Origin of the sequence: Yersinia proxima (assembly GCF_902170785.1) — a bacterium.
GTDB classification, from domain to species: Bacteria; Pseudomonadota; Gammaproteobacteria; order Enterobacterales; family Enterobacteriaceae; genus Yersinia; species Yersinia proxima.
In genome coordinates this window covers 349,611-373,994 of sequence record NZ_CABHYG010000009.1, presented here as the reverse complement: position 1 = coordinate 373,994, position 24,384 = coordinate 349,611, and the positions used below count along the sequence as shown (strand labels likewise).

The following is a 24,384-nucleotide window of genomic DNA, read 5'->3' as shown; positions in this document are numbered from 1 at the left end:
AAATAGAGTGATGGTGTTGTTTTTTTCTAAAATTCATCAAACGATAATAATTATTATAATTAAGATGCTACTAATAGCATCTTAATTTGTTTTAATTAAAAGCATCATTGTTTGATTTATTGTTGTGTAAAACTTTTTGACCAATTCCATGCGGTTATTTGGTTGTTGGCGTTGTTGCGTTTTAGGTTTTCTATTTCATGGTCATTTATAGAAAATGAATTATTTTTAAATGATTGTTCTAACGACTCTAACTTAGTCTTTAATGCCATTAAATGAGCGTTATTTATTCTTTCTTTTGATTGATTTGCAGTAAACATATAAATCTCCTTTTAAATTTTTTCCTTTTTTGTGCTGCTCAGCCTCGGTGAGTATTGAGCCCTTTATTTGTAATTCTTTTCTCCGATTTTATCAATGTTTTTTTCATCATGCTTTTTATAATAATTTATTAATTATGTTATTAAACTAAAGGAATATTAGTTATTAGCGTAACGAGAATAAACTATATATCTGCAATAAAATAAAAAGCTCCCGAAGGAGCTTTAAGGTTTCTATTATTGTTGATCGGCTGAGTTATGTCCGTTAGCGATGTAAGTATTCCGCATGGAAACGCAGATGATCTTCAATAAATGTCGCTATGGTGAAATAGCTGTGATCATAGCCCGGCTGAATACGTAGAGTTAGAGGCCAATCACGCTGACGTGCCAATTCAGCTAATTTTGCCGGTTGTAACTGGTCGGCAAGGAATTGATCTCCATCTCCTTGATCGACCAATATTGGCAACTGGGTTTGTGCATGCGTGAGTAAATGGCAGCTATCATATTGTAACCATTGACTTTCATCGGCACCCAAATAAGCACTAAAAGCCTTGCGGCCCCACGGAACCTGACACGGGTTAACTATCGGTGCGAAAGCAGACGCGGATTGATATTGCTGAGGATTACGCAATGCCAACATCAGCGCACCGTGGCCGCCCATTGAGTGACCACAGATAGATTGACGATCACTCACACTGAAATGCTGGCGGATCAACGCAGGTAGCTCCTGGCTGACATAGTCGTACATATGAAAATGCTCAGACCAGGGCGCTTGTGTCGCATTCAGGTAGAACCCAGCCCCTTGGCCTAAATCATAGCCGTCATCATTAGGTACGTCATCGCCACGCGGGCTGGTATCTGGCATCACCAGTACCAACCCGAGCTCAGCCGCGATCCGCTGTGCGCCTGCTTTCAACGTGAAGTTTTCATCATTACAGGTGAGCCCTGATAGCCAGTAAAGTACCGGCGGTGGGTTATCATCCCGTGGTGGTGGCAGATAGATGCTGAAGGTCATATTGCAATTCAGGCTGCTGGCGGCGTGGCGATAGCGTTGCTGCCATCCACCAAACATCCGGTGCTCTTCGAGAAGTTCAAGTGACGTGTTCATGCGTTGTCTGCCTCCCTGCTTTATTTATTTTGTAAAGTATGTTTTTTTGATGACTGATCAAAATGAATCACGGTACGGATAGATTTGCCTTCATGCATCAAATCAAAGGCTTCATTGATTTGATCCAAACCCATGGTATGAGTGATGAAATCATTTAGGGCAAATTTCCCATCCAGATATTGCTGCACGATACCCGGTAATTCTGAGCGACCTTTGACTCCGCCAAAAGCAGAACCACGCCAGACTCGGCCTGTCACTAGTTGGAATGGGCGAGTTGAAATTTCTTCACCTGCACCCGCGACACCAATAATAACTGATTCGCCCCAACCTTTATGGCAGCACTCTAAAGCTGAACGCATGACATTGACGTTACCAATACATTCAAATGAGAAATCGACGCCGCCATCGGTCAGCTCGACAATCACATCCTGAATAGGTTTATCATAATCTTTCGGGTTAATCAGGTCAGTCGCACCCAGTTTGCGGGCCAGCTCGAATTTGCTGGTATTGAGATCGATCCCGATAATCCGGCTGGCACCGGCCATTTGTGCGCCAATAACCGCAGATAAACCAATGCCACCCAAGCCAAAGATAGCCACGGTATCACCCGGTTTCACTTTGGCAGTATTGATAACTGCACCCATGCCAGTGGTCACACCACAACCTAACAAACAAACTTCTTCTAATGGCGCTTCTTTATTGATTTTTGCCAGTGATATTTCTGGTACGACGGTCAATTCAGAAAAAGTTGAAGTGCCCATGTAATGGAAAATAGGCTGGCCATTCTTCGAGAAGCGAGTGGTGCCATCGGGCATCAAGCCTTTACCTTGTGTGCTGCGAATTGCCTGACACAGGTTGGTTTTGCCGGAGCGACAGAATTTACATTCACCGCATTCAGGTGTGTACAGTGGAATCACGTGATCACCCACCGCGACACTGGTCACGCCTTCGCCAATCGCTTCAACAATCCCGCCACCTTCGTGGCCCAGAATTGCCGGGAATACCCCTTCAGGATCTTTGCCCGATAAGGTGTAGGCGTCGGTGTGGCAAACTCCACTGGCGACGATCCGTACCAGTACTTCACCTTTTTGTGGTGGCATCAAATCAACTTCTTCAACGGATAATGGCTGGTTTGGCCCCCATGCGACTGCTGCGCGGGTTTTAATCATCTCCATGGTGTTGCTCCTATAGCTTCTGCGTAATGAGTGTTATATAAATATATTCTTTATGTATCATATATGTTGCGAATGGTTGTTCGCAGTAGTAGCAGATGATACTTGTATGAATTATGGTCGGAAATCGTGGCTCTGCCCGCTCAGTTACTGAGTTTCAATTTGTTCAATGATCAACTCTTTGAGGGCGCGTACGTTGGGGCTAAAGGCATCTTTGCGCCAAATGAGCCAGGTTGCCGTTTCGGCAATATCGGGTGGCAGGTGATGCACTTTTACCCGTTCGTGACCAGGGAGTAGAGCCAATACCGAATGCGGAATTAGCGCCAACCCCGCGCCACTTGCCACACAAGCTAGCATGGCGTGGTAAGACTGGATTTCCAGTATATGCCCAGGTAAACAGCCTGCCTGCCGGAACCAACTTTCCAGTCGTAACCGGTATGAACAACTGGGGCGGAAGGCAAACAGAGTTTCATCTACGGCATCACGCGCTTGATTAATCGGTAGATGATCCAGACAGGAAATGATAACTAACCGCTCCTCAAAAGAGCGGCAGCCGTGCAGTTCATCATGCTGTACCGGGCCATCGACCAATGCCGTCGCCAGTGTTCCGGCTCGGACTTGTTCAATAATTTCGCCGGATGTCCCCGTAGTTAGTGACAAAGAGACTTTGGGATAGCGCTGGTGATAAGCCGCGAGCAGGTTAGGCAGGCGAGTGGCAGCAGTGCTTTCCATTGAACCGAGTGGGAAATTACCAGCAGGTTCACCCGCATGAGTAATGCTCATGGCCTCTTCGCTCAGCGCCAAAATACGGTTGGCATAGCAAAGAAAATTATGGCCCATGGGTGACAGGCGTAGGCGCTGCTTTTCACGAATAAACAGGTCTGCCCCCAACTCGATTTCAAGTTGGCGCAGGCGTGTCGTTAAATTTGAGGGGACGCGGTGCATCTGCTCCGCTGCTCGGGCAACGGAGCCGGTTTCCGCTACGCAACAAAACATACGCAGCTGGGTCAGATCCATGAGTGTTCTCTTTTTGTGATGAACTTAGTGTGTATTATTCATTTTTTGTGATTCTAATGCTCAGGCATGATATTCGCAACTTTCTTTTAACCGACTGTCCGCGTAATGAGCTGGCAGCAATAGATGGATTGGGCAGATGGCATTAAGAATTGCATTAAGTGGTTTTCTGGCATTAGTGGTGGCGATGGGGATTGGTCGCTTTGCTTTCACCCCCCAAGTGCCGCTGATGATTGCCGAGCATCAATTCAGCCTGACCGGGGCAGGGCTGGTTGCGGCGTTTAATTATCTGGGATATCTGTTTGGTGCTTTTGATGCCATGCGGGCCAGCCGCCATGTCGAACGCCGTTTGTGGTTAGGAGTTTGGGGGGCGGTAGTGTTAACTCTGCTATCTGCTGTTGTCGACGGGCCGTGGTGGCATGGTATCTTGCGTTTTGCTATTGGTTGGGCGAGCGGCTGGTCGATGGTGCTGGTTGCGGCCTGGACCAATGAACGATTAGCTCATTTTGGCCGCCCTGCGCTGAGCGCCGCAGTTTTTGCCGGGCCGGGGGCTGGCATATTCATCAGCGGTATGTTGGCTGTGCTTATCCATAGTTATGACTTATCGGCAAGTGAGGCCTGGCTGGTGTACGGTGTATTGGCATTGGTTATTATTGCTGCCATTAGCATCAATTTACCTCGCAGTGGTGAGTTGCACCGTCCCCATATTACAGCGCTACCATTGACTTTAACGCCAGCACTGAAACGGTTGGTGTGGAGCTATAGCCTCGCGGGATTTGGTTATATTTTACCCGCCACATTTTTATCGCAGATGGCGACATCTCGCTTCCCTGAAAGCCTGTTTGCCCAGTTTGTCTGGCCTGTTTTCGGCGGTGCCGCCGTGATTGGCATTACCCTTGGTATTCTGACGCGTCATTGTCTGACATCACAAACCCGGCTGGCATTAACCCTGTGGGTGCAGGCCTTGGGAGTATTGTGTGCCGAAGTGGTGCCGGGGGTAAGCGGGCTGGTATTAGGTGCTTTACTAACCGGCGGCGGGTTCCTGAGTGTCGTCCAGCTTTCTTTGCAACATGGCCGTGAGTTGGCACCAGAACACACCCGTTACATGGCCGGTCTATTGACTACTGGTTATGCCATCGGGCAGTTGGTTGGCCCGATATTATCCGCAATTTCGACCGCATTAACTCACCGGTTGGAGCCTGCATTATATGTTGCGATAGTGGCGCTGATTATTGCCGGCGCTTTGGTGATTAAAACGCCAGCCCGGGCGCGGGAAGCTGCCGTCGAGCCAGATGCAACTGTTTCATCATGATAAAAAGAACCACGGGATATGAATAACAATATTGAATATAAAAACAATCATCGAAGATTAAGAACAATCACTGGATAATCATTTTGCTCTCAACTAAAGTGGGGAGCAAAATCTGAACGTGATCTGCATCATGTTTATTCCGCTCAGATACGCACGCCTGTTGGAGAAAAGAATGTCATCGCTGAGTAAAGAAGCTGAGCTGGTTCATGAAGCACTGCTGGCCCGTGGCCTTGAAACCCCATTGCGCAAACAAGAATTAGATGCCGAAACGCGCAAGATCCGGATTCAGGAACATATGACGCAAGTCATGCAATTGTTGAATCTTGATTTATCTGACGATAGCCTGGCCGACACACCAAGACGTATTGCCAAGATGTATGTTGATGAGATTTTCTCCGGACTGGATTACGAGAATTTCCCCAAAATTACCCTGATCGAAAATAAAATGAAGGTCGATGAAATGGTAACGGTGCGAGATATCACCCTGACCAGTACCTGCGAACATCATTTTGTGACGATTGATGGCAAAGCGACAGTGGCCTATATTCCGAAAGACAGTGTGATTGGTTTATCCAAAATTAACCGTATCGTGCAGTTTTTCGCCCAGCGCCCACAAGTACAAGAGCGCCTCACACAGCAAATTCTGTTGGCGTTGCAGACCTTGTTAGGGACAAATAATGTCGCTGTCTCCATCGATGCAGTACATTATTGTGTGAAAGCTCGCGGGATCCGCGATGCGACCAGTGCCACCACCACTACATCATTGGGCGGGTTGTTCAAATCCAGCCAGAATACTCGCCAGGAGTTCCTGCGCGCTGTTCGTCATAATAGCTAACACCACAACGGCTAATTAGCCTTTTGCCAGAACGGGCACCAATGGGTGCCCCTATACAGGATGTCGGGTATGCGTCAACGCATCGCAACGTTAGACAGCGCGCGAGGTCTGGCCATTCTTGGCATTCTTCTGCTCAATATTAGTGCTTTCGGCCTTCCTAAGGCTGCTTATCTTAATCCTGCTTATCTTGGTCTTCCCTCAGTGTCTGATAGCTGGACATGGGCCATTCTTGATATTGTCGCGCAAGCCAAGTTTCTGTCTATTTTTGCTATCTTATTTGGTGCGGGTCTGGAGCTGTTGCTTAAACGCGGTAAAGGCTGGATACGGGCACGGCTTTCCCTCTTATTATTACTGGGACTGATTCACGGTATTTTCTTCTGGGATGGCGATATTCTCTTTGCCTATGGCTTGATTGGCCTGGTGTGCTGGCGAATGATTCGTGATGCTAAAGATGCCGCCAGCTTATTGCGCACCGGTGGCGTGCTTTATTTACTCGGCGTGGCAGTATTATCGCTGCTGGGATTTGTCACCAGCGGGGAACCGGGCCGTTTCTGGCAACCGGGGCCGGCAGATTTGCAATATGAGCAATTCTGGAAATTACAGGGCGGGGTTGAGGCCTGGAAAAACCGGCTTGATCTGTTGTCATCCAATTTGATTGCTATCGGTGCGCAATATGGTTGGGAACTGGCGGGTTCTATGCTATTTGGTGCCGGGCTGATGCGTTGTGGTTGGTTACGTGGCGAATTCAGTCTGCGTCATTACCGTTTGTTGGCCGCCTGTTTGATACCGCTTTCATTAGTTATCCAAATACCTGGTGTGGCGCTGCAATGGATGGTCGGATGGGATTTCCGCTGGAGCGGTTTTTTGCTACAGGTGCCGCGGGAGCTTGGTGCGCCCTTGCAGGCGATAGGCTATCTCGCCTTACTGTATGGCTTCTGGCCAACATTTTCGAACTGGCGAGTCAGCCATTGGCTGGCACAGGTTGGTCGTATGGCATTGAGCAATTATTTATTGCAGACATTACTATGCACTCTGATCTTCTATCATTTCGGCCTATATCAGCAGCTAGATCGCCTGCAATTGTTAGCAGTCGTTCCATTTGTCTGGCTGTGTAATATTCTGTTCTCCTTGTTATGGTTGCATTATTTTGCCCAAGGGCCGGTTGAATGGCTGTGGCGCAAGTTGACTGCCTATGCTTGTGGACAATCGTTACAACCACGCAACACCCAACCTTAAAGACATTTAAAACAGGGTAATGATTGAGCAGTTGCAAATTTGTATGTAAACGTTTTCTTTCTTGTGACGTATTTCACGTGGCAATCTCAACAAACTGGGTAGGATAGGCCACCTGCCATGACTGGTTGTGCTCAACCTATGCATGGCGACTTATTGATAAAATAAGACACAGGATAAGGTCATGGCCGCTCTGCATTCAGCTGGAAACAGTATAACTATTCGCGATGTGGCCTCACGGGCAGGTGTTTCGTTAGCCACCGTATCAAGAGTGCTAAACAACAGCGCCTCTATCAGACCAGAAACCCGAGCTGCGGTGCTGAAAGCGGTGTCAGAACTGGGCTACCGCCCAAATGCCAATGCGCAGGCATTGGCAACTCAAAGCAGTGATACGGTCGGTGTGGTGGTGATGGATGTCTCCGATCCCTTTTTTGGTGCATTGGTGAAAGCGGTAGACACTGTTGCACAACGACATCAAAAATATTTGTTAATTGGCAATAGTTATCATCAGGCAGATAAAGAGCGGCACGCTATTGAAGTGTTGCTGCGGCAGCGATGTAATGCTTTAGTCGTTCATGCTAAGGCCTTGAGTGACGGTGAGTTAATAGCCTTTTTAGAACAAGTTCCGGGTATGGTTCTGATTAATCGGATTATTCCCGGATTTGAGCATCGTTGCGTCGGATTAGACAATGTTAGCGGTGCGCAAATGGCATGCCGCCTGCTGCTTAAACAAGGCCATCAACGCATTGGTTTCCTTGGTTCCAATCACCCTATAGATGATGTAATGCAGCGCCAGACTGGCTACCTCAATGCACTTGAGGGGGCCGGTATCACTGTACCTGATACCTGGCGAGCCTATGGCTCACCAGACTTGGTTGGAGGGGAGCGGGCCATGATTGACCTGCTGGGGCGCAATTTACAGCTCAGTGCGGTGTTCGCTTATAACGACTCAATGGCAGCTGGAGCACTGGCGGTGCTAAAAGAAAACGGTATCAGTGTCCCTGAGCAGTTTTCACTGGTGGGCTTTGATGATATCCCGATCGCGCGTTATACCAGTCCTAAATTAACCACTGTCCGTTATCCTATTGTTTCTATGGCTACTTTAGCCACAGAGCTGGCACTCGAAGGTGCGACTCGTGCGCCAGACCCCCATGCGACCTATTGTTTTAATCCGACACTGGTGCCTCGGCACTCTGTCGCAATTTGTGGTGTCGCTCACTAGTTCGGTATTTATTCTTGTGTAACCGTTTTCAATCTGTGAGAAAATTCACAGATTCTTAACAACGGCACGTCTATGCTCTAGTTGTTTTCTACCTGAATGTATCAATATGTCATCGGTTACCGGATAAAAAAACACACGGTAGCAGGTTTTAGAATAGCGATTTACAAACACAAGTTCCGCAAACGACGAGTTTGTAAATGACATGGTTTTTGACGACTCAGGCAGCTTTTCGGAGTGGAGTGCGCTCAAGGACGAAAGATATTTGTGTCAGCTGCTTTGAACGATGGGTCTTTCTCACGTTAAGGCGATGGTGTTATCACCCTGTACTACCCTACATAAACCCGGAGATACAAATGAATAAGAAGGTTTTCACATTAGCGACTCTGGTTGCCAGCATGATGTTCGGCGCGGCGGCTCAAGCTGATACCCGTATCGGTGTCACTATTTATAAATATGATGACAACTTTATGTCCGTGGTCCGTAAAGCTATCGAGAAAGATGCTAAAGCATCTCCTGATGTCACCTTACTGATGAATGACTCACAGAATGACCAATCCAAGCAAAACGATCAAATTGACGTGTTGCTGGCCAAAGGCGTAAAAGCGTTGGCAATCAATCTGGTTGACCCAGCGGCAGCGCCAGTGGTTATTGATAAAGCCCGCGCAAATGATGTTCCAATCGTGTTCTATAACAAAGAACCTTCACGCAAAGCGCTTGATAGCTACGACAAAGCCTATTATGTCGGTACTGACTCCAAAGAGTCTGGCGTTATTCAGGGTGAGTTGATCGCTAAACATTGGCAGGCTAATCCAAATTGGGATCTGAACAAAGATGGCAAAATTCAATTTGTGCTGTTGAAAGGCGAGCCGGGCCACCCAGATGCTGAAGCGCGTACCACTTATGTCATCAAGACCCTTAACGAGAAAGGTATTCCAACGCAGCAGTTGCAGCTAGATACTGCAATGTGGGATACCGCACAAGCCAAAGATAAGATGGATGCCTGGTTATCTGGTCCTAATGCTAACAAAATTGAAGTGGTTATCGCTAACAACGATGCGATGGCAATGGGTGCAGTAGAAGCATTGAAAGCGCATAACAAAACCAGTATTCCAGTCTTTGGTGTTGATGCCTTACCAGAAGCTCTGGCTCTGGTGAAATCAGGTCAAATGGCCGGTACAGTTCTGAATGATGCGAATAATCAGGCTAAAGCGACCTTCGATCTGGCCAAAAATCTGGCCGATGGTAAACCAGCAGCTGAAGGCACCAAATGGAAAATCGACAACAAAATTGTACGTATTCCCTATGTAGGTGTTGATAAAGACAACCTGGCTGAATTTACTAAATAACAGTCGATATTTGTTAGATACCCAGCACAGCGGGTAGGAAAGAAATATTAACCTTCTGGCCCCGATACTTTATTGGGCGTCTGGTATCGGGGCTGAAGGTTTTCTGTTGCATTGATCCTTATTTTAGAATGCGCGCTGACAGGTGGGAATTTAATACCCAGCAATTCAGTGGCGATTCTTAGCCAGGTATAACTATGGCCGATATTAATACAGCACAACCTCGCGAGTGGTTGCTGGAAATGAGTAATATTAATAAATCATTTCCGGGCGTAAAGGCGTTAGATAACGTAAATCTTAAAGTGCGGCCAAATTCTATCCATGCGTTAATGGGCGAAAATGGTGCAGGTAAGTCAACGCTATTAAAATGTCTGTTTGGTATCTATAAAAAAGACTCCGGGAGTATTATCTTTCAGGGGCAAGAAATAGAATTTAAAAGCTCTAAAGAAGCATTAGAACATGGTGTTTCGATGGTGCATCAGGAATTAAACCTGGTATTACAACGCACCGTAATGGATAACATGTGGCTGGGGCGTTACCCAACCAAAGGTTTCTTTGTCGATCAAGATAAAATGTACAAAGACACCAAAGCTATCTTCGATGAATTGGATATTGATATTGATCCACGCGATAAAGTTGCCACTTTATCGGTATCCCAAATGCAAATGATCGAGATCGCTAAGGCTTTTTCTTACAATGCAAAAATCGTCATTATGGATGAGCCAACTTCTTCATTAACTGAGAAAGAAGTTAATCATCTATTTACTATTATCCGCAAATTGAAAGAGCGCGGCTGTGGAATCGTTTATATCTCACACAAGATGGAAGAGATATTCCAACTGTGTGATGAAATCACTATTTTGCGTGATGGTCAGTGGATTGCCACTCAGCCGCTGGAAGGGCTGACCATGGATCAAATTATCTCCATGATGGTCGGGCGCTCACTGAGTCAGCGTTTCCCAGACCGCCTCAACAAGCCCGGTGAAGTGATTCTGGAAGTGAAGAATCTAACCTCATTGCGTCAGCCTTCTATCCGTGATGTCTCCTTTGATCTGCATAAAGGTGAGATTCTGGGGATTGCCGGATTGGTGGGCGCTAAGCGCACCGATATTGTGGAAACATTATTTGGTATCCGCGAAAAAGTAGCTGGCACGATTAAATTGCATGGTAAGAGTATTAATAACCACAGCGCCAATGAAGCCATTAATCACGGTTTTGCATTAGTGACGGAAGAGCGTCGCTCAACCGGGATTTATGCTTATCTCGATGTAGGTTTTAATTCCCTGATTTCTAATATTCGTAACTATAAAAACAAATTTGGGCTGCTGGATAATACCCGGATGAAGAGCGATACCCAATGGGTTATCGATGCTATGCGAGTCAAAACGCCGGGTCATCGCACCAGTATTGGTTCTTTATCAGGTGGGAATCAGCAGAAAGTCATTATTGGCCGCTGGCTATTAACTCAACCAGAAATATTAATGTTGGATGAGCCGACTCGGGGAATTGATGTCGGTGCTAAGTTTGAAATCTATCAGTTAATGACTGAACTAGCGAAGAAAGACAAAGGAATTATTATTATTTCCTCTGAAATGCCTGAGCTATTAGGGATCACTGACAGAATTTTGGTAATGAGTAATGGTCAGGTTGCGGGAATTGTTGAAACTAAACAAACTACGCAAAATGAAATATTACGTCTTGCATCCTTGCATCTCTAATCCAGTCGAAGGTTCTTATTATGAATGCGTTAAATAAGAAAAGTATGCTCACTTACCTTAAAGAGAGCGGGATTTACGTCGTATTATTCGTATTACTGGCAATAATTATTGTCAAGGACCCGACATTTTTAAGTCTGATGAACTTAAGTAATATTCTGACCCAATCTTCCGTGCGTATTATTATCGCGCTTGGTGTTGCGGGGCTGATTGTAACTCAAGGTACAGACTTGTCAGCCGGTCGTCAGGTAGGGTTAGCGGCGGTGGTTGCGGCAACGATGCTGCAAGCCATGGATAACGTTAATAAAGTTTTTCCAGATTTACAGACTGTCCCTATCCCAATCGTTATCCTAACCGTGTGTTTGATCGGTGCGATTATCGGTTTGGTTAACGGTATCATCATTGCTTATCTGAATGTGACACCGTTTATTACCACATTGGGCACCATGATTATTGTTTACGGGATTAACTCTCTGTATTACGACTTCGTGGGTGCATCACCGATTGCCGGCTTTGATCCTGCATTCTCAACCTTTGCACAAGGGTTTTTGCGATTTGGTGATTTCAAACTCTCCTATATTACCTTCTACGCATTGATTGCTATCGGCTTTGTTTGGGTGCTGTGGAACAAAACGCGCTTTGGTAAAAATATTTTCGCCATCGGCGGTAACCCAGAAGCTGCAAAAGTTTCTGGTGTCAATGTGCCACTAAACTTAATCATGATTTATGCGCTGTCTGGTGTGTTCTATGCATTCGGCGGGATGTTGGAAGCCGGTCGTATCGGTAGTGCAACCAATAACCTGGGCTTTATGTATGAGTTAGATGCGATCGCCGCTTGTGTGGTGGGCGGGGTATCCTTCAGTGGTGGCGTGGGTACTGTTATCGGTGTTGTGACCGGGGTTATCATTTTTACTGTAATTAACTACGGGCTGACTTATATCGGTGTGAATCCGTACTGGCAGTACATTATTAAAGGTGCGATCATTATCTTTGCGGTAGCTCTGGATTCACTGAAATACGCTAAGAAAAAATAATCAGCTATTGGTGGTAAAAATAGAGAAAAACAGAAGCCAGTTTGGGATTAACCAGACTGGCTTTTTATATTGATGCCAGAGTTCGGGGCTGGAGGTATTGCTATAAATAATAGCAATATGTATTTTATTATATAGCGGTAGTTATATTTCCCTTGAATGAGACGTGATTGCAATAGAGTAATATTCCGCAATTTAGCTGGAATCGTTTATTAATCCAGATCAAACTTGTCGCGAGTTAATATATATTTGTTTATTTCAATACCTTAAAGTAGTTATCAACCATTTTTGGGCTAAATTACTTTGGGTATATATGGATAGCGTAAAAAAACTACCCCGTCCCACATTGGCTCAAGTCTGGCAAGACACATTGTTCAGGGTATCGAAAAAGTTATTATTGCTGCGAGATATAACCGATTTAGTTGACGAACTCAGGAAACTCTCTTTTTCCATCGTTCGTTTTCAGCGGGTTAATTTATTACTGCTTAACCCGCTCTATAACCAAATGACGCTCTACACCCATGATGATGTGTCTGACTCCATTGTAGAGTTGCAAAACATTTTATTTGCCGAAGGTCCTGGTGGACTGGCATGGCAGCAACAGACTCCTTTGCAAACGGATCGTTTCCGTATGCAAAGGGAGTTTTCTGCTGTTGGTGATTTAGCACCGTATCAGGAATTACATTCTGGCTGCCATTTCCCGCTTGGCCATGATAATCACTGGTTGGGCTGTGTTGAGTTTATCAAAACCGATAACAGTGAGTTTGATGAACAAGCTATTGCCTTTCTAGGATTACTGGCAGAGATTGTCGCTATTGCGGTAGACAATATTACTGAGATAAACCGGGCATTCTCCGAGCGCGAACGGTTGCGCTTTGAACGGGATCATTTCCGTATATTAGTGGATGTCACCAATACAGTTATTTCTAAACTGGAGTTGGATGTATTAGCGGCGGAGGTCTCAAAAGAGATACACCGTTTTTTCAATATTGATTACATCAGTTTGGCAATATGCGGCACTCATAATGACCAAAATAAACTGAATGTTTTTTCTACCCGTTACCAGTCGGGTAAAGCGGTACAGCATCAACAAGCCTGGGTTGATATGACGGGTACACTCGCCGGGCAGGTTTTACACCGCCGGGAATTATTGCTCGTTAACTTGGCTGATATTGCTCTTTTGGCTCCGGATGATAAACAACTGGCAAATATGCTGGATGCTGGCTTACAGGTAGTTTGCCTATTGCCACTATTTTTCGGTCATAAGATGCTGGGCGTGTTGAAACTGGCACAGTGCCAGAGTGATATTTTTACCGACAGTAACCTTAAACTGTTACGACAAATAGCCGCGCGAATCGCTATCGCAGTCGATAATGCCTTGGCTTACAACGAAATTACCCGCCTGAAAGATTCATTGGTTAATGAGAATCTCTATTTGACTGACCAGATTATTCATAACGAAGAGTTTGGTGAAATAATTGGTCACAGCGCAGCTATTCAAGCGGTGCTGGAACAGGTTGAAATGGTGGCTTCCAGTGACTGTACAGTATTGATTCTGGGGGAAACTGGCACCGGTAAAGAGTTAATTGCCCGGGCTATCCATAATTTAAGTACCCGTAAGAATAAACGCATGGTGAAAATGAACTGTGCGGCCATTCCCTCCGGTTTAATGGAGAGTGATCTGTTTGGTCATGAGAAGGGGGCTTATACCGGTGCCGCCTCACAGCGTATTGGTCGTTTTGAAATGGCGGATGGCGGTACATTATTTCTCGATGAAGTGGGGGATATTCCTCTCGAATTACAGCCTAAGCTCCTGCGGGTTTTACAAGAGCGAGAAATAGAGCGATTGGGGGGCAGTAAAATTATCCCGGTTGATGTTCGATTGATTGCCGCGACTAACCGAGATTTAAAACTGATGATGGTAAATCGGGAATATCGCAGTGATCTCTATTATCGGCTTAATGTTTTTCCCATTGTGATCCCACCATTGCGTGAACGTCCTGAAGATATCCCTTTGTTAGTAAAGTTTTTCACTCAGAAAATAGCCAAACGCATGAACCGCACTATTGATACCATTCCGGGTGAGACATTGCGTTTACTCAGCCGCCTACCTTGGCCGGGTAATATTCGCGAACTGGAAAATGTTATTGAGCGGGCGGTGATCCTCAGCCGTGGAACCACGCTAAATTTACAGTTACAAGAACTGGAATATCATTTATCGCCATTAGAAGTGGCGAAACCTGTATTGGAGCGAGTGGTTCACAAACCATTATTACCGGAGAGTGAAGAGCCAGAGTTTTCAGAATCTGAACGTGCACGAATTATTCGGGTATTACGCGAAACCAATGGTGTAGTCGCTGGGCCGAAAGGTGCGGCAATTAAGTTGGGGTTGAAACGCACTACACTATTATCCCGCATGCAGCGGTTAGGAATATCAGTAAAAAGTATCGAAGACGAAGATGGTATGGAATAACTCATATAATTATTTTCTTTGTTCAGATTTATATTCTATTTTCGAAGCAGCAGAGTTGAACCAAGGCGTGATAAATCTTTCTACTCGAATGAGGCGTCGCGAGCAAAGCCAGTCTGGGCGCGCCCAGCGCACAGCCACCGGAGTGTACATAAGTACATGACGGTGGCGAGCACTGCGTAAACCCAGAATGGCAAAGCGCAGTAGCCGTTAACAGATCAAATCACTTCGGCTTCCCTACGTAACCGCGCCTTCAACTGGCTATACTCTTGCTGCACGTAATTTTCCGCCCAAGTTTGATCGGCAATGGCCTCCAATTTCACCGCACAATACTTATATTCTGGCGTCTTGGAAATAGGGTCCAGATGGTCCAGTGTCAGCTCATTACATGCGCCGATCCACCACTGATAAGTCATATATACCGCGCCGACATTGATGCGTTCACTGACTGACACCCGCGTAATAACCTTACCGCGCCGCGATGCAACCCACACCAATTGTTGATCCTGCAAGCGCATTTTATCTGCATCCTGCGGGCTGATTTGCACGTAACCCGGTTCATCGGCAAGTGTTTGTAATGCTGAGCAGTTGCCGGTCATGGAGCGGCAGGAGTAGTGGCCGACTTCACGCACGGTACACAGCACCAGCGGGTACTCCTCATCCACCTGTTCCATTGGCGCACGCCATTCGCTGGCAAACAACAGCCCTTTGCCGCCGGGACGGTCAAACTTATTACCCGCATATAACCACGGTGTGCCGGGGCTGTCTTCAGTAGTACAAGGCCACGGAATATAGCCCAAACCGGCCATTTTTTCGTAAGTTGCGCCGTAATACAGCGGACATAGCTCGCGTAGTTCGTCCCAAATCTCTTTAGTATTGTGGTATTTCATCGGATAGCCGAGGGCTGTCGCCATTAGGCTGATAATTTCCCAATCCGGTTTGACGTCACCTTGGGGTTCTACTGCTTTCTCAAACCGTTGGAAACCCCGGTCGGCGGCAGAATAAACGCCTTCATGTTCGCCCCACGACGTTGCTGGGAAAATAACGTCGGCTTCGGCGGCGGTTTTGGTCATAAAGATGTCTTGTACAATCAGTAATTCCAATTCGCTGAATGCTTCGCGCATCATCGAAAGGTCTGGTTCGGTTTGCAGCGGGTCCTCGCCCATCACATAGTTGGCTTTGATTTTGCCTTCTTTGACCTTGTGCGGAACGTCGGTCAGCGAGTAACCAATTTTGCCAGAGAGAGAAGGAACCCCCCAGGCTTTGGCGAACTTCTCCAGTGTCGCAGGGTCAGTCACGGCTTGATAGCCGGGGTACATATTAGGTAATGCCCCCATGTCGCAGGCACCTTGCACGTTATTCTGCCCACGAACTGGGCCGACGCCGACATTTGGGCGGCCTAAATTGCCGGTCAGTAGTGCCAACCCTGACAATCCCTTAACCACATCCACGCCCTGACCCCACTGGGTAACACCCATGCCCCACAAAATGGTGGCAGAAGGTGCGGCAGCATAGATGCGCATCGCTTCACGAATAGTGTGTGCTGGCAGGCCGGTGATGCTTTCGACATACTCCGGCGTGTATTTGGCAACAATTGCGCGATATTCGTCAAAACCTTCGGTATAACGCGAAACATAGTCCTTATCGTAGAGTTCTTCCGTAATAAGCACGTTGGCGAATGCATTCACCAGCGCCATATTGGAGCCATTTTTCAATGGTAGCCACAGGTCAGCAATACGCGCAGTTTCGATATGGCGTGGATCGCAAACAATGACTTTAGCGCCTTTCTCTTTGGCTTTGAGAATGCGGCGGGCCACTATTGGGTGTGAATCAGCTGCGTTATAGCCAAACACCAAAATACACTTGGTATCTTCAATTTCGCAAATAGAGTTACTCATCGCGCCGTTGCCCAGAGTCACCTGCAAACCCGCGACTGACGGGCCGTGACACACGCGAGCACAGCAGTCAATGTTGTTACTGCCAGTGACGGCGCGGGCAAATTTTTGCATCACATAGTTGGTTTCATTGCCCGGCCCACGGGACGAGCCAGTATGCATAATGGCTTCCGGGCCATATTTTTCTTTAATTGCGCGTAATTTACTGCTGGCGAACTCGATAGCTTCGTCCCAGGAGACCGCTTCCAGCTTGCCGCCTTTTTGCCGACGGATCATCGGCTGTTTTAAGCGTGGCGTCAGCAGCTTGGTATCATTGAGAAAATCCCAGCCATAATAGCCTTTCAGACAAAGTTCACCCTGATTGGTGACGCCATTTGCCCCTTCAGCGCCAACAACTTTGCCATTTTCGACCAGTAAATTGATTTTGCAGCCGGAGCCGCAGTAAGGACAGACAGTGAGTGCCTTGTGCATATTAATTATCCTTTGTTCAAAAGTTCATCTCGTTGGCTTCGTCCAGTGCGGCGCGCAGCTGTTTCTTGCGTAGCATGGCTTGCATGGTGTCACGACCAATCAGGTGTAGTGCCTGAGTGGGGCAAACCGAGATGCAGGCTGGCCCGGCGGCACGCCCTTCACATAAATCACACTTTTGTGCTTCAGCTTTCAGGCAAAAGCCCTGCGAGAGGCCGTTGAACATCACTTCAACCTGTTTGGTCACCACGTTCATGGCACCGTAGGGGCAGGCAACGACGCAGGTTTTGCAGCCAATGCATTTTTCCTGCAACACCTGAATACTATCTGCCGCCCGTACAATCGCGCCGTTCGGGCAAACATTGGCACAAGGCGCATCCTCACAGTGACGGCACATAATGGTGGTACTGACATTCATTCCTTTGACCACTTTCAAGCGCGGGGCAAAATTGGCTTTGGTCATGGTATCCAGCTTGCCGCCGTTGTGTGCCAGCACGCAGGCAACCTCACAGGTACGGCAGCCAATACACTTTTTTGGGTCTGCGATTATGAACCGGTTCATTGTTTCCTCTCCTTCCCCTTCATCTTTCAAGTTGCAGATGTGTTGGCTACGCTCAATCACCCGAATCACTGACTTGAGTCAGCACATCGGGATTCACTCCCTTGCCGCCTTCCTGCAACTTGAAAGCTATTGGGCATAAATTGAGTGGTTCTGGCAGATTCACGTTTTGATCAGTCAATCTGGCTCATTACCTTACATACTGCATGGTTTATGCCAATTTGAAGTAGCTAGACTAAAGTTGATTAATATGATTGTTTTATAAGGGAATAATGAGTTGTTCTGAGAAATCTGGCTGAAGGGAAACTGTCGGCAGGTGTGACGTCGGCAAATTTGACGACGCCACACCGTCACTTAATTAGAGGTGGCTAAACCCACCGTCACCGTGCCAATGCGGTAATTGTTGATACAGCGTTTCGACGGCCTGTTTGACAACATCAGTCATCGGGAAGTAGAACGCCACCAGGGTAGGTTGGATGCCGACGAAGATAACTTCGCTGATATCTTCCTTTAACTGATCAATCAGAAAATTGAGCGGTAAATTATGCGTGCTCATGATGAACATCTCGGCAATTTTCTCCGGATCAATAATACGAATCTCTCCCGGAGACAGTTCCATATCAGCGGCATCAACAATAATCAGGCGGGTGGGCTGCAAAGCACGAATGTGATGCACCACATTTTCCGGTGCCGAGCCGCCGTCGATAACTTGCCAGCCAGCTAAGGGTTGCTCGGTCATGCGCTCAGCCAGTAACGGGCCAGCGCCATCATCGCCCATCATGCTATTGCCGACGGTTAACACGACATTGGTGACTGGATATTGATGTTTCATGGGCGGCGCTTCACCATCAAATAAATTGCCGGTTCCTGCTCAATATCGTACAGGGTTTGCAGCAGTTGCTGACTCCAGGGCTGATGCAATGAATCTGCATTCTGTGCCAGTGGCGCAAAGGCTTGGGCCAGCAATTGGGTATGGGTGCTGTCGATGGTGATTTCGCCAAATTTCAGCAAACCCGCCATTTTGCGGCGAGCTTCACCTTCGGATAATTGACTGAACCACTGCTCATACTCAGCCAGTGGACATTCCATAATGGCTTTCAAGCAATCAATGACGCCGACATGGTGGCCGATAGCCAGTGAATAATACATTACTTGCTGCGCCTGCTCGGGCATGTCTTCATCACTGTCGAGGAACTTCTGGTTCAGGGCATAAAAGATCACTTTAGGCATCAACATGCCCTCCCACCAGTTGCATCAGGGTTATCTGTTGCAGGTTGACAAATATCTCATTTAAACGCGGATCATCTTGTTGCTGGAGGTAACTCTGGCAGCGCTGTTCCAGCCCTTGCAACGGTTGATTGACCAGTAATGACAAAAAGCGGTCGGTGATTTCACGCCCGTGACGATACCCGGCCATTCGGCGGGCCTCACGTTCTAATAATACCCGCAGAGTTAACGGGGCATCAGGGTGAATAAGCGCCACGCGTTCATCGGCGGCTTCCTGGTGATCCTCACCTTTTAGCTTCTGTTCCAGCAAGCCCAAAGCGACCGCAAAGCCATAAATGGTCGCTGCCGGAGTGGGAGGGCAGCCGGGGATATAAACATCAATGGGCACAATGGTATCGCTGCCGCCCCAGACACAATACAGGTCGTGGAAGATGCCACCGCCGCAACCACAAGCACCATAAGAGACACAAATTTTGGGGTCAGGAGCGGATTCATAGGCACGTAAGGCCGGTGTGCGCATGGCGCGAGTGACGGCGCCGGTGAACAGTAAAATGTCCGCATGGCGGGGTGAGGCAACCACTTTGATGCCAAATCGTTCGGTGTCGAACAGCGGTGTAATTGAAGAGAAAATCTCAATTTCACAGCCATTGCAACCGCCGCAGTCCACTCGATACACATAGGCCGAGCGTTTGATATCTTTCAGTAATTTGCCTTTTAACTGGGCGATAGAAGAGTCAAGTGCAGCGGGTTGGCTAACGTGATGGCCCCAAGCTGGTTTTAATGAATGTGGTTGGCTCATGAGTTACTCCCCTCATTGCGGTGCTGATTGAGCATCACATTGTGATGACTAACAATATTATGATTACGACCAATATTCTGTTTCCGCTTGCACTCCGGGCAGGTTTCAAAATGAGGCCGTTGCTGTTCGACATCTTCAGCGCTCATCCCGGAATGAATCAACAGTGCCATGACGTAATCTACCTCTTTTTTCGGTGCAAAAGGCTGCTGGCACTGCTGGCAATGGGCGAGAGTAAAGGTAGCGCGCTGATATAAATCGGCTTTATTGAATACCGCCAATTCAAACTCTTGTGACAACACAATGGCGCGGGTCGGGCAGACTTCTTCACAGCGGCCACAAAAAATGCAACGACCCAGGAACAGCTGCCACTGGCGAGTGCCCTTAGCAAGGTCGGTTTCCATCGTCAGTGCATTGGCGGGGCAGGCCATAGTGCAGGCACCGCAGGCAATGCATTGCCCGGCATCATATTGTGGTTTGCCACGGAATCCGTGACTGACCTCAAGTGGCTTAAACGGATATTTCACCGTGGTATCGCCGACTTTCAGGAGGGTTTTAAACAGTTTTAACATTATTCATCCCTCTATTTTAGCGGCGAATGGGTGCGCTCAATGCCATAGCGTTCGATCTCTTTGTACGGCACGGTGACGGATTTCTGCTTGCGTACATCCACCAATGTCACCCGGTCGGTGCAGGAATAGCAGGGATCGAGGCTGCCGATAATCAATGGCGCATCAGAAACCGTATTGCCGCGCAGCATGTAGCGCAGCACAGGCCAATTGGCGTAAGTGGCGGCGCGGCAGCGCCAGCGGAACAGCTTCTGATTGTCGCCGGTCATGCTCCAGTGGACATCTTCGCCACGCGGTGCTTCCGAGAAGCCAAGGGCAAACTTATACGGCTGATAGTGAACTTTCTCCTCCAGCAACGGCCCGCCCGGCATATGGTTTAGCCCGTACTCAATCATGACCAGCGAGTCGAAGAACTCACGCACCCGCACCAACAGGCGCGAATGCACGTCACAGCCATCGAGGCTAAACAGCTCTTTTGGGATATTGGCGTAGTTGGCGTAAGGGTGGTCGTGGCGCATATCGCGTGCATAGCCACTGGCGCGGATCATCGGGCCAACGGGGCTGAAATCACGCGCTATTTTGCGATCCAGCATGCCAACGCCCACGGTGCGCTGCTCGATATTGGCGGTGCTCATCAGCATATCCACCAGTTCGCTAATATCAGCGCGCATCTCTGAGACTAATTGCAGCGTTTTAATACGGTCAGCTTTCAGAATATCGCGCCGCACCCCACCAATGAGATTCAGGCCGTAGGTTTTTCGCGCGCCGGTGAGCATCTCGGCGATAGTCATGGCTTTTTCGCGCACTCGGAAGAACTGCATAAAACCGGTATCAAACCCGACAAAGTGGCAGGACAAACCGATATTGAGCAGATGGCTGTGTAGCCGTTCCACTTCCAGCAAAATGGTGCGGATCATCTGCGCTCGCGGTGGCACAATAATGCCGAGCGCATTCTCAATTGACGAGGTGTAAGCCACACTGTGGGTGAAGCCGCAAATGCCACAGATGCGATCTGAGAGGAAAGTGACGTCGTTATAGCCCATGCGGGTTTCAGCCAGTTTTTCCATGCCGCGATGGACATAAAACAGGCGGTAATCGGCGTCGATAATGTCTTCGCCGTCGACGAACAGCCGAAAGTGACCTGGCTCATCAGAAGTAATATGCATCGGGCCGATGGGCACCACCCGGCTGCTACTGCCCGCTTCGTTTTCAAACTGATAGGTTTCAGTGTTGCTGGTGGGGGTCGGGCGCTGGCGGTAATCCATGGTGTCTTTGCGCAGCGGATAGAGGTCGTCTGGCCAATCATCGGGCAATACTAAACGGCGCTCATCAGGCAAGCCAACAGGTTGCAGACCATACATATCGCGCACTTCGCGCTCACCCCAGACGGCTGCCGGAACCCGTGGTGTCACGGAAGGGAACTCGGGCCGTTCGGGGCTAATCAGCGCTTTGACAATCACCCAGCACTTATCGCCGTACTTTTTACCCGTATCAATGCCGTATTGTTCGCGGCCTTCCATTGACAGCACATAGTAGATGGCAAAATAGCCATTCAAACTGCGCTCATCATTACCAAATAGCACTGATAACCAACCACCTTGCTGATAATAAAGGTGTTCAACCACATCCGGCAGACTGTTCAGTTTGATGGTTATTGTCAGTTGATCAGGGGTTTGCCACTCTTCATCAAGAATTGCTGTTGGAAATTGTTCCCGCAGCCGGGCCACATAGGCGGCTCCCAGTTTTTCACCGCTGTGTGGTAGCCCTGAAACCAAATGAGCTGAAAAAGGCGTTTCGTGAGTCACGTTACATCTCCTGACGAGTCGGGGTGAATGGCAGTGCGGCGTGCGTATCTGCGATGGATGGGGTCAATAGGGCCGGAGAAATGTCTTGTATTGGGCTGGGCAATTGCCACGGCAACATAAAGGGTTGTTGGATAGGGTCGCGGCTGTCGTTATTGAGGACAATTTGCGCCGCATCAGTCAGCAAGCGGGTCACTGGCGTGGGAATATGCACTCCGAGCAACAACATCAGCAGTAATAGAATCGCCATCGGCGCGGTAGTCAGAATACCCAGTTCACCTTTGCTCACCGCCGCCGGTGGCGAGCCCAGTACCGTGCTGGCTATCATGCGTACCAACCCCGCCAGTACCAAAGTGAGTAGCAATAGCAACACAATAACCAAGGTAATATGGCCGGCTTTAATCGCTGCGGCGACCACCATAAATTCACTGATAAACACGTTAAATGGCGGCATTCCCGCCAGCGCCAATGCGCCACCAGCCAGCATCACCGCAGTGAGCGGAGCCACACGGATAATGCCTCTGATAGCACCCATATCCCGCGTGCCATATTTCAGCAGCACATTGCCAGAACCGCAGAATAGTAAGGTTTTTGCCAGGCTGTGATTCATGGTGTGAAACAGTGCGGCTAATACCCCCAGTGGGCCACCAATGCCTAAGGCCACGGCGATTAACCCCATGTTTTCTACACTGGAGTAAGCTAGCAAACGTTTCATATCGCGCTGTGCCAGAATGAAGAATGCGGAGACGGCAACCGACATCATGCCGAAGACCAATAGCAGCATTTGTGGGAAATGTGGCCCGATGGCGGCACTGATAATGATGTAATAGCGAATGATCACCAGCAGGGCGCAGTTGAGTAATACCGCGGATAACAAGGCGCTGGTGGGGCTGGGGGCTTCGCTGTGGGCATCCGGCAGCCAGGAGTGCATGGGGAACAGGCCGGTTTTGGTACCAAAGCCAATCAGGATAAAGACAAATGCCAGATGCATCAGGCTAGGATCCAGCTCTTTGGCATGCTCGGCGACCACCGTCCAGAAGATAGCGCTGCCGGGGTCGGCCAGCACATTGGCAGCATTGGCATACACCAACACCGTGCCATACAGCCCGAACGCCACACCAACGGTACAGATGATAATGTACTTCCACGCCGCCTCCAGCGAGGAGCGCTGGCCGTATAATCCCACCAAAAAGGCCGAACTGAGGGTGGTGGCTTCAATGCCAACCCACATCAGAATCAGGTTATTGCTGGTCACTACCAACAGCATGGTGAACAGGAACAGATGGAAAAAGCCGTAGTAATTACACAAGGTGCTGACAGTAATTTCACCATTATTCACTTCATGGCGCATATAGCCAAGGGAGTAAAGGCCAGTGATAAAGCCGATAACGCCTAAAATAGCGAGGAACAGCGCACTGAGGCTGTCGATATGCAGCCAATGGTGAATCGCCAGAATTTCCCCGCCCACTGCCACCCGGCACACTACCGTCAATGCCACTATCAGCAGTAAACTGATGCCTGCAAAATGTACCCAAGTGGTTGCCATGCGGGCGGCACTCCCCAAGGCACGGCAAGCAAATGCCAGCAGTGAGGCTATCAGAGGTATCGCCAGCAGTAACAGCAGCAGGTCAGTATTGCTCATTTTATTACCCCTTTAGCGCTGTCAGTTGTTTAACATCCAGCGTATGCAGCGTGCGGTAAATTTTGCGCGCCATTAGCGTCATCACAATCACGGCGAAGATGGCATCAGTGGCAATACCTACCTCGACCAACTCCGGCGCGCGGAAAGCCAACAATGCCAACATCAGGTGCGCGCCGTTTTCCATCAGGCAGTAACCGAAGATATTTTTCAGGATATTGCGCTGGGTGACGATACACAGCAGGCCAATCAGGAAGTGCCCAAGTGACACTGCCAATGCCGGTTTCAGCGCACTGACCATCGGCAATTGCACTGGTTCGACCACGAAGTAGCTCAGTAAAATGATGATGGCGGCGATAAATATCAGGCCAGCAGTACCTACCACGCCGCCGTTGGCTTTAGGGTCTTCCATCTGGCGAAATGCGCGATACATGATCCATGGCACCAATATCACCTTGGTGATAAAGGCGGTCAGCGACCACATATACAGCTCGTGGGCGTGCAAGGTTTCAGCTAATACCAGGAAAATCAGCACCAAGACTAGTGACTGCAAAGCATAAAACAGCGCTGATGTGGCGGGTTTTTTCACGATAATCACCAGCAGCGAGGTAATGATTAGCAGGCCAGCCAAATTGTTGACAAGAAGTGTTCCGGTCATTT

Annotated in this window: 22 protein-coding genes; 8 read left to right on the top strand and 14 right to left on the bottom strand. The window is 48.3% G+C overall.

The genetic code is table 11. The annotated features are described in order from the left end of the window. Positions 1–116: 116 nt before the first annotated feature. The 4 genes from darA to ptrR form a co-directional block, all read right to left on the bottom strand. Positions 117–317 carry a darobactin family peptide antibiotic gene (gene darA, locus FTB31_RS08315; RefSeq protein ID WP_227731275.1) on the bottom strand — a complete coding sequence of 67 codons (201 nt, stop codon included), beginning with the start codon at positions 315–317 and terminating at the stop codon, positions 117–119. A gap of 262 nt (positions 318–579) precedes the next feature. Beyond that, complete coding sequence (gene fghA / locus FTB31_RS08310; protein WP_050075190.1) at positions 580–1,422, bottom strand: S-formylglutathione hydrolase; 843 nt, start codon at positions 1,420–1,422, stop codon at positions 580–582. A gap of 20 nt (positions 1,423–1,442) precedes the next feature. Continuing rightward, the gene (locus FTB31_RS08305) at positions 1,443–2,597 is read right to left on the bottom strand and encodes an S-(hydroxymethyl)glutathione dehydrogenase/class III alcohol dehydrogenase (protein WP_005162256.1); all 1,155 of its coding nucleotides are present in this window, start codon (positions 2,595–2,597) and stop codon (positions 1,443–1,445) included. Positions 2,598–2,741: 144 nt separating this feature from the next. Continuing rightward, a complete protein-coding gene (gene ptrR, locus FTB31_RS08300) occupies positions 2,742–3,611 on the bottom strand; it encodes a putrescine utilization regulator PtrR (protein ID WP_050075192.1) in 870 nt (289 codons plus the stop codon). A 136-nt stretch (positions 3,612–3,747) separates the two neighbouring features. Between ptrR and FTB31_RS08295 the strand changes: the two genes are divergently transcribed. From FTB31_RS08295 to flhA, 8 genes are all read left to right on the top strand, one after another. Beyond that, positions 3,748–4,920 carry a YbfB/YjiJ family MFS transporter gene (locus FTB31_RS08295; RefSeq protein ID WP_050075193.1) on the top strand — a complete coding sequence of 391 codons (1,173 nt, stop codon included), beginning with the start codon at positions 3,748–3,750 and terminating at the stop codon, positions 4,918–4,920. Positions 4,921–5,092: 172 nt separating this feature from the next. Next, entirely contained in the window at positions 5,093–5,755 is a 663-nt protein-coding gene (folE, locus tag FTB31_RS08290) for a GTP cyclohydrolase I FolE (protein WP_050075194.1), read from the top strand. A 69-nt stretch (positions 5,756–5,824) separates the two neighbouring features. Further along, on the top strand, positions 5,825–6,991 hold the full coding sequence (gene yeiB / locus FTB31_RS08285; protein ID WP_227731274.1) for a DUF418 domain-containing protein YeiB: 1,167 nt from the start codon (positions 5,825–5,827) through the stop codon (positions 6,989–6,991). Between the two features lie 181 nt (positions 6,992–7,172). Next, positions 7,173–8,210 carry an HTH-type transcriptional regulator GalS gene (gene galS / locus FTB31_RS08280; protein ID WP_050075196.1) on the top strand — a complete coding sequence of 346 codons (1,038 nt, stop codon included), beginning with the start codon at positions 7,173–7,175 and terminating at the stop codon, positions 8,208–8,210. Between the two features lie 353 nt (positions 8,211–8,563). After that, positions 8,564–9,556 (top strand): galactose/glucose ABC transporter substrate-binding protein MglB, encoded by a 993-nt coding sequence (gene mglB, locus FTB31_RS08275; protein WP_050075197.1) that lies wholly within the window; start codon positions 8,564–8,566, stop codon positions 9,554–9,556. A gap of 194 nt (positions 9,557–9,750) precedes the next feature. Beyond that, positions 9,751–11,271 (top strand): galactose/methyl galactoside ABC transporter ATP-binding protein MglA, encoded by a 1,521-nt coding sequence (mglA, locus tag FTB31_RS08270; RefSeq protein ID WP_050075198.1) that lies wholly within the window; start codon positions 9,751–9,753, stop codon positions 11,269–11,271. A 20-nt stretch (positions 11,272–11,291) separates the two neighbouring features. Further along, the gene (gene mglC, locus FTB31_RS08265; protein WP_004388732.1) at positions 11,292–12,302 is read left to right on the top strand and encodes a galactose/methyl galactoside ABC transporter permease MglC; all 1,011 of its coding nucleotides are present in this window, start codon (positions 11,292–11,294) and stop codon (positions 12,300–12,302) included. Positions 12,303–12,612: 310 nt separating this feature from the next. Continuing rightward, entirely contained in the window at positions 12,613–14,772 is a 2,160-nt protein-coding gene (gene flhA, locus FTB31_RS08260) for a formate hydrogenlyase transcriptional activator FlhA (RefSeq protein WP_050075199.1), read from the top strand. A 215-nt stretch (positions 14,773–14,987) separates the two neighbouring features. On the opposite strand, the gene fdhF is transcribed toward flhA, so the two are convergent. From fdhF to hyfE, 10 genes are all read right to left on the bottom strand, one after another. Further along, a complete protein-coding gene (gene fdhF, locus FTB31_RS08255) occupies positions 14,988–17,135 on the bottom strand; it encodes a formate dehydrogenase subunit alpha (protein WP_227731273.1) in 2,148 nt (715 codons plus the stop codon). A gap of 16 nt (positions 17,136–17,151) precedes the next feature. Next, positions 17,152–17,694, bottom strand: coding sequence for a 4Fe-4S binding protein (locus FTB31_RS08250; RefSeq protein ID WP_019081040.1), 543 nt, complete (start codon positions 17,692–17,694; stop codon positions 17,152–17,154). A gap of 52 nt (positions 17,695–17,746) precedes the next feature. Continuing rightward, on the bottom strand, positions 17,747–17,872 hold the full coding sequence (locus FTB31_RS21480) for a hypothetical protein (protein ID WP_004699429.1): 126 nt from the start codon (positions 17,870–17,872) through the stop codon (positions 17,747–17,749). 177 nt (positions 17,873–18,049) lie between these two features. Further along, positions 18,050–18,523 carry a hydrogenase maturation peptidase HycI gene (gene hycI, locus FTB31_RS08245; RefSeq protein WP_227720409.1) on the bottom strand — a complete coding sequence of 158 codons (474 nt, stop codon included), beginning with the start codon at positions 18,521–18,523 and terminating at the stop codon, positions 18,050–18,052. Beyond that, a complete protein-coding gene (locus tag FTB31_RS08240; protein ID WP_050075605.1) occupies positions 18,520–18,921 on the bottom strand; it encodes a formate hydrogenlyase maturation HycH family protein in 402 nt (133 codons plus the stop codon). The genes hycI and FTB31_RS08240 overlap by 4 nt, the downstream gene beginning before the upstream one ends. Beyond that, positions 18,914–19,717, bottom strand: a complete 804-nt coding sequence (nuoB, locus tag FTB31_RS08235; RefSeq protein WP_050075202.1) for an NADH-quinone oxidoreductase subunit B family protein — start codon at positions 19,715–19,717, stop codon at positions 18,914–18,916. The genes FTB31_RS08240 and nuoB overlap by 8 nt, the downstream gene beginning before the upstream one ends. Further along, a complete protein-coding gene (gene hyfH / locus FTB31_RS08230) occupies positions 19,714–20,286 on the bottom strand; it encodes a hydrogenase 4 subunit H (RefSeq protein WP_050075203.1) in 573 nt (190 codons plus the stop codon). Before hyfH ends, nuoB begins: the two co-directional genes overlap by 4 nt. Positions 20,287–20,297: 11 nt before the next feature. Beyond that, a complete protein-coding gene (locus FTB31_RS08225) occupies positions 20,298–22,088 on the bottom strand; it encodes a hydrogenase large subunit (protein ID WP_050075204.1) in 1,791 nt (596 codons plus the stop codon). Between the two features lies 1 nt (position 22,089). After that, entirely contained in the window at positions 22,090–23,727 is a 1,638-nt protein-coding gene (locus FTB31_RS08220) for a hydrogenase 4 subunit F (RefSeq protein ID WP_227731272.1), read from the bottom strand. Between the two features lie 4 nt (positions 23,728–23,731). Beyond that, positions 23,732–24,382, bottom strand: coding sequence for a hydrogenase 4 membrane subunit (hyfE, locus tag FTB31_RS08215; RefSeq protein WP_019081033.1), 651 nt, complete (start codon positions 24,380–24,382; stop codon positions 23,732–23,734). Between the last annotated feature and the right edge of the window lie 2 nt (positions 24,383–24,384).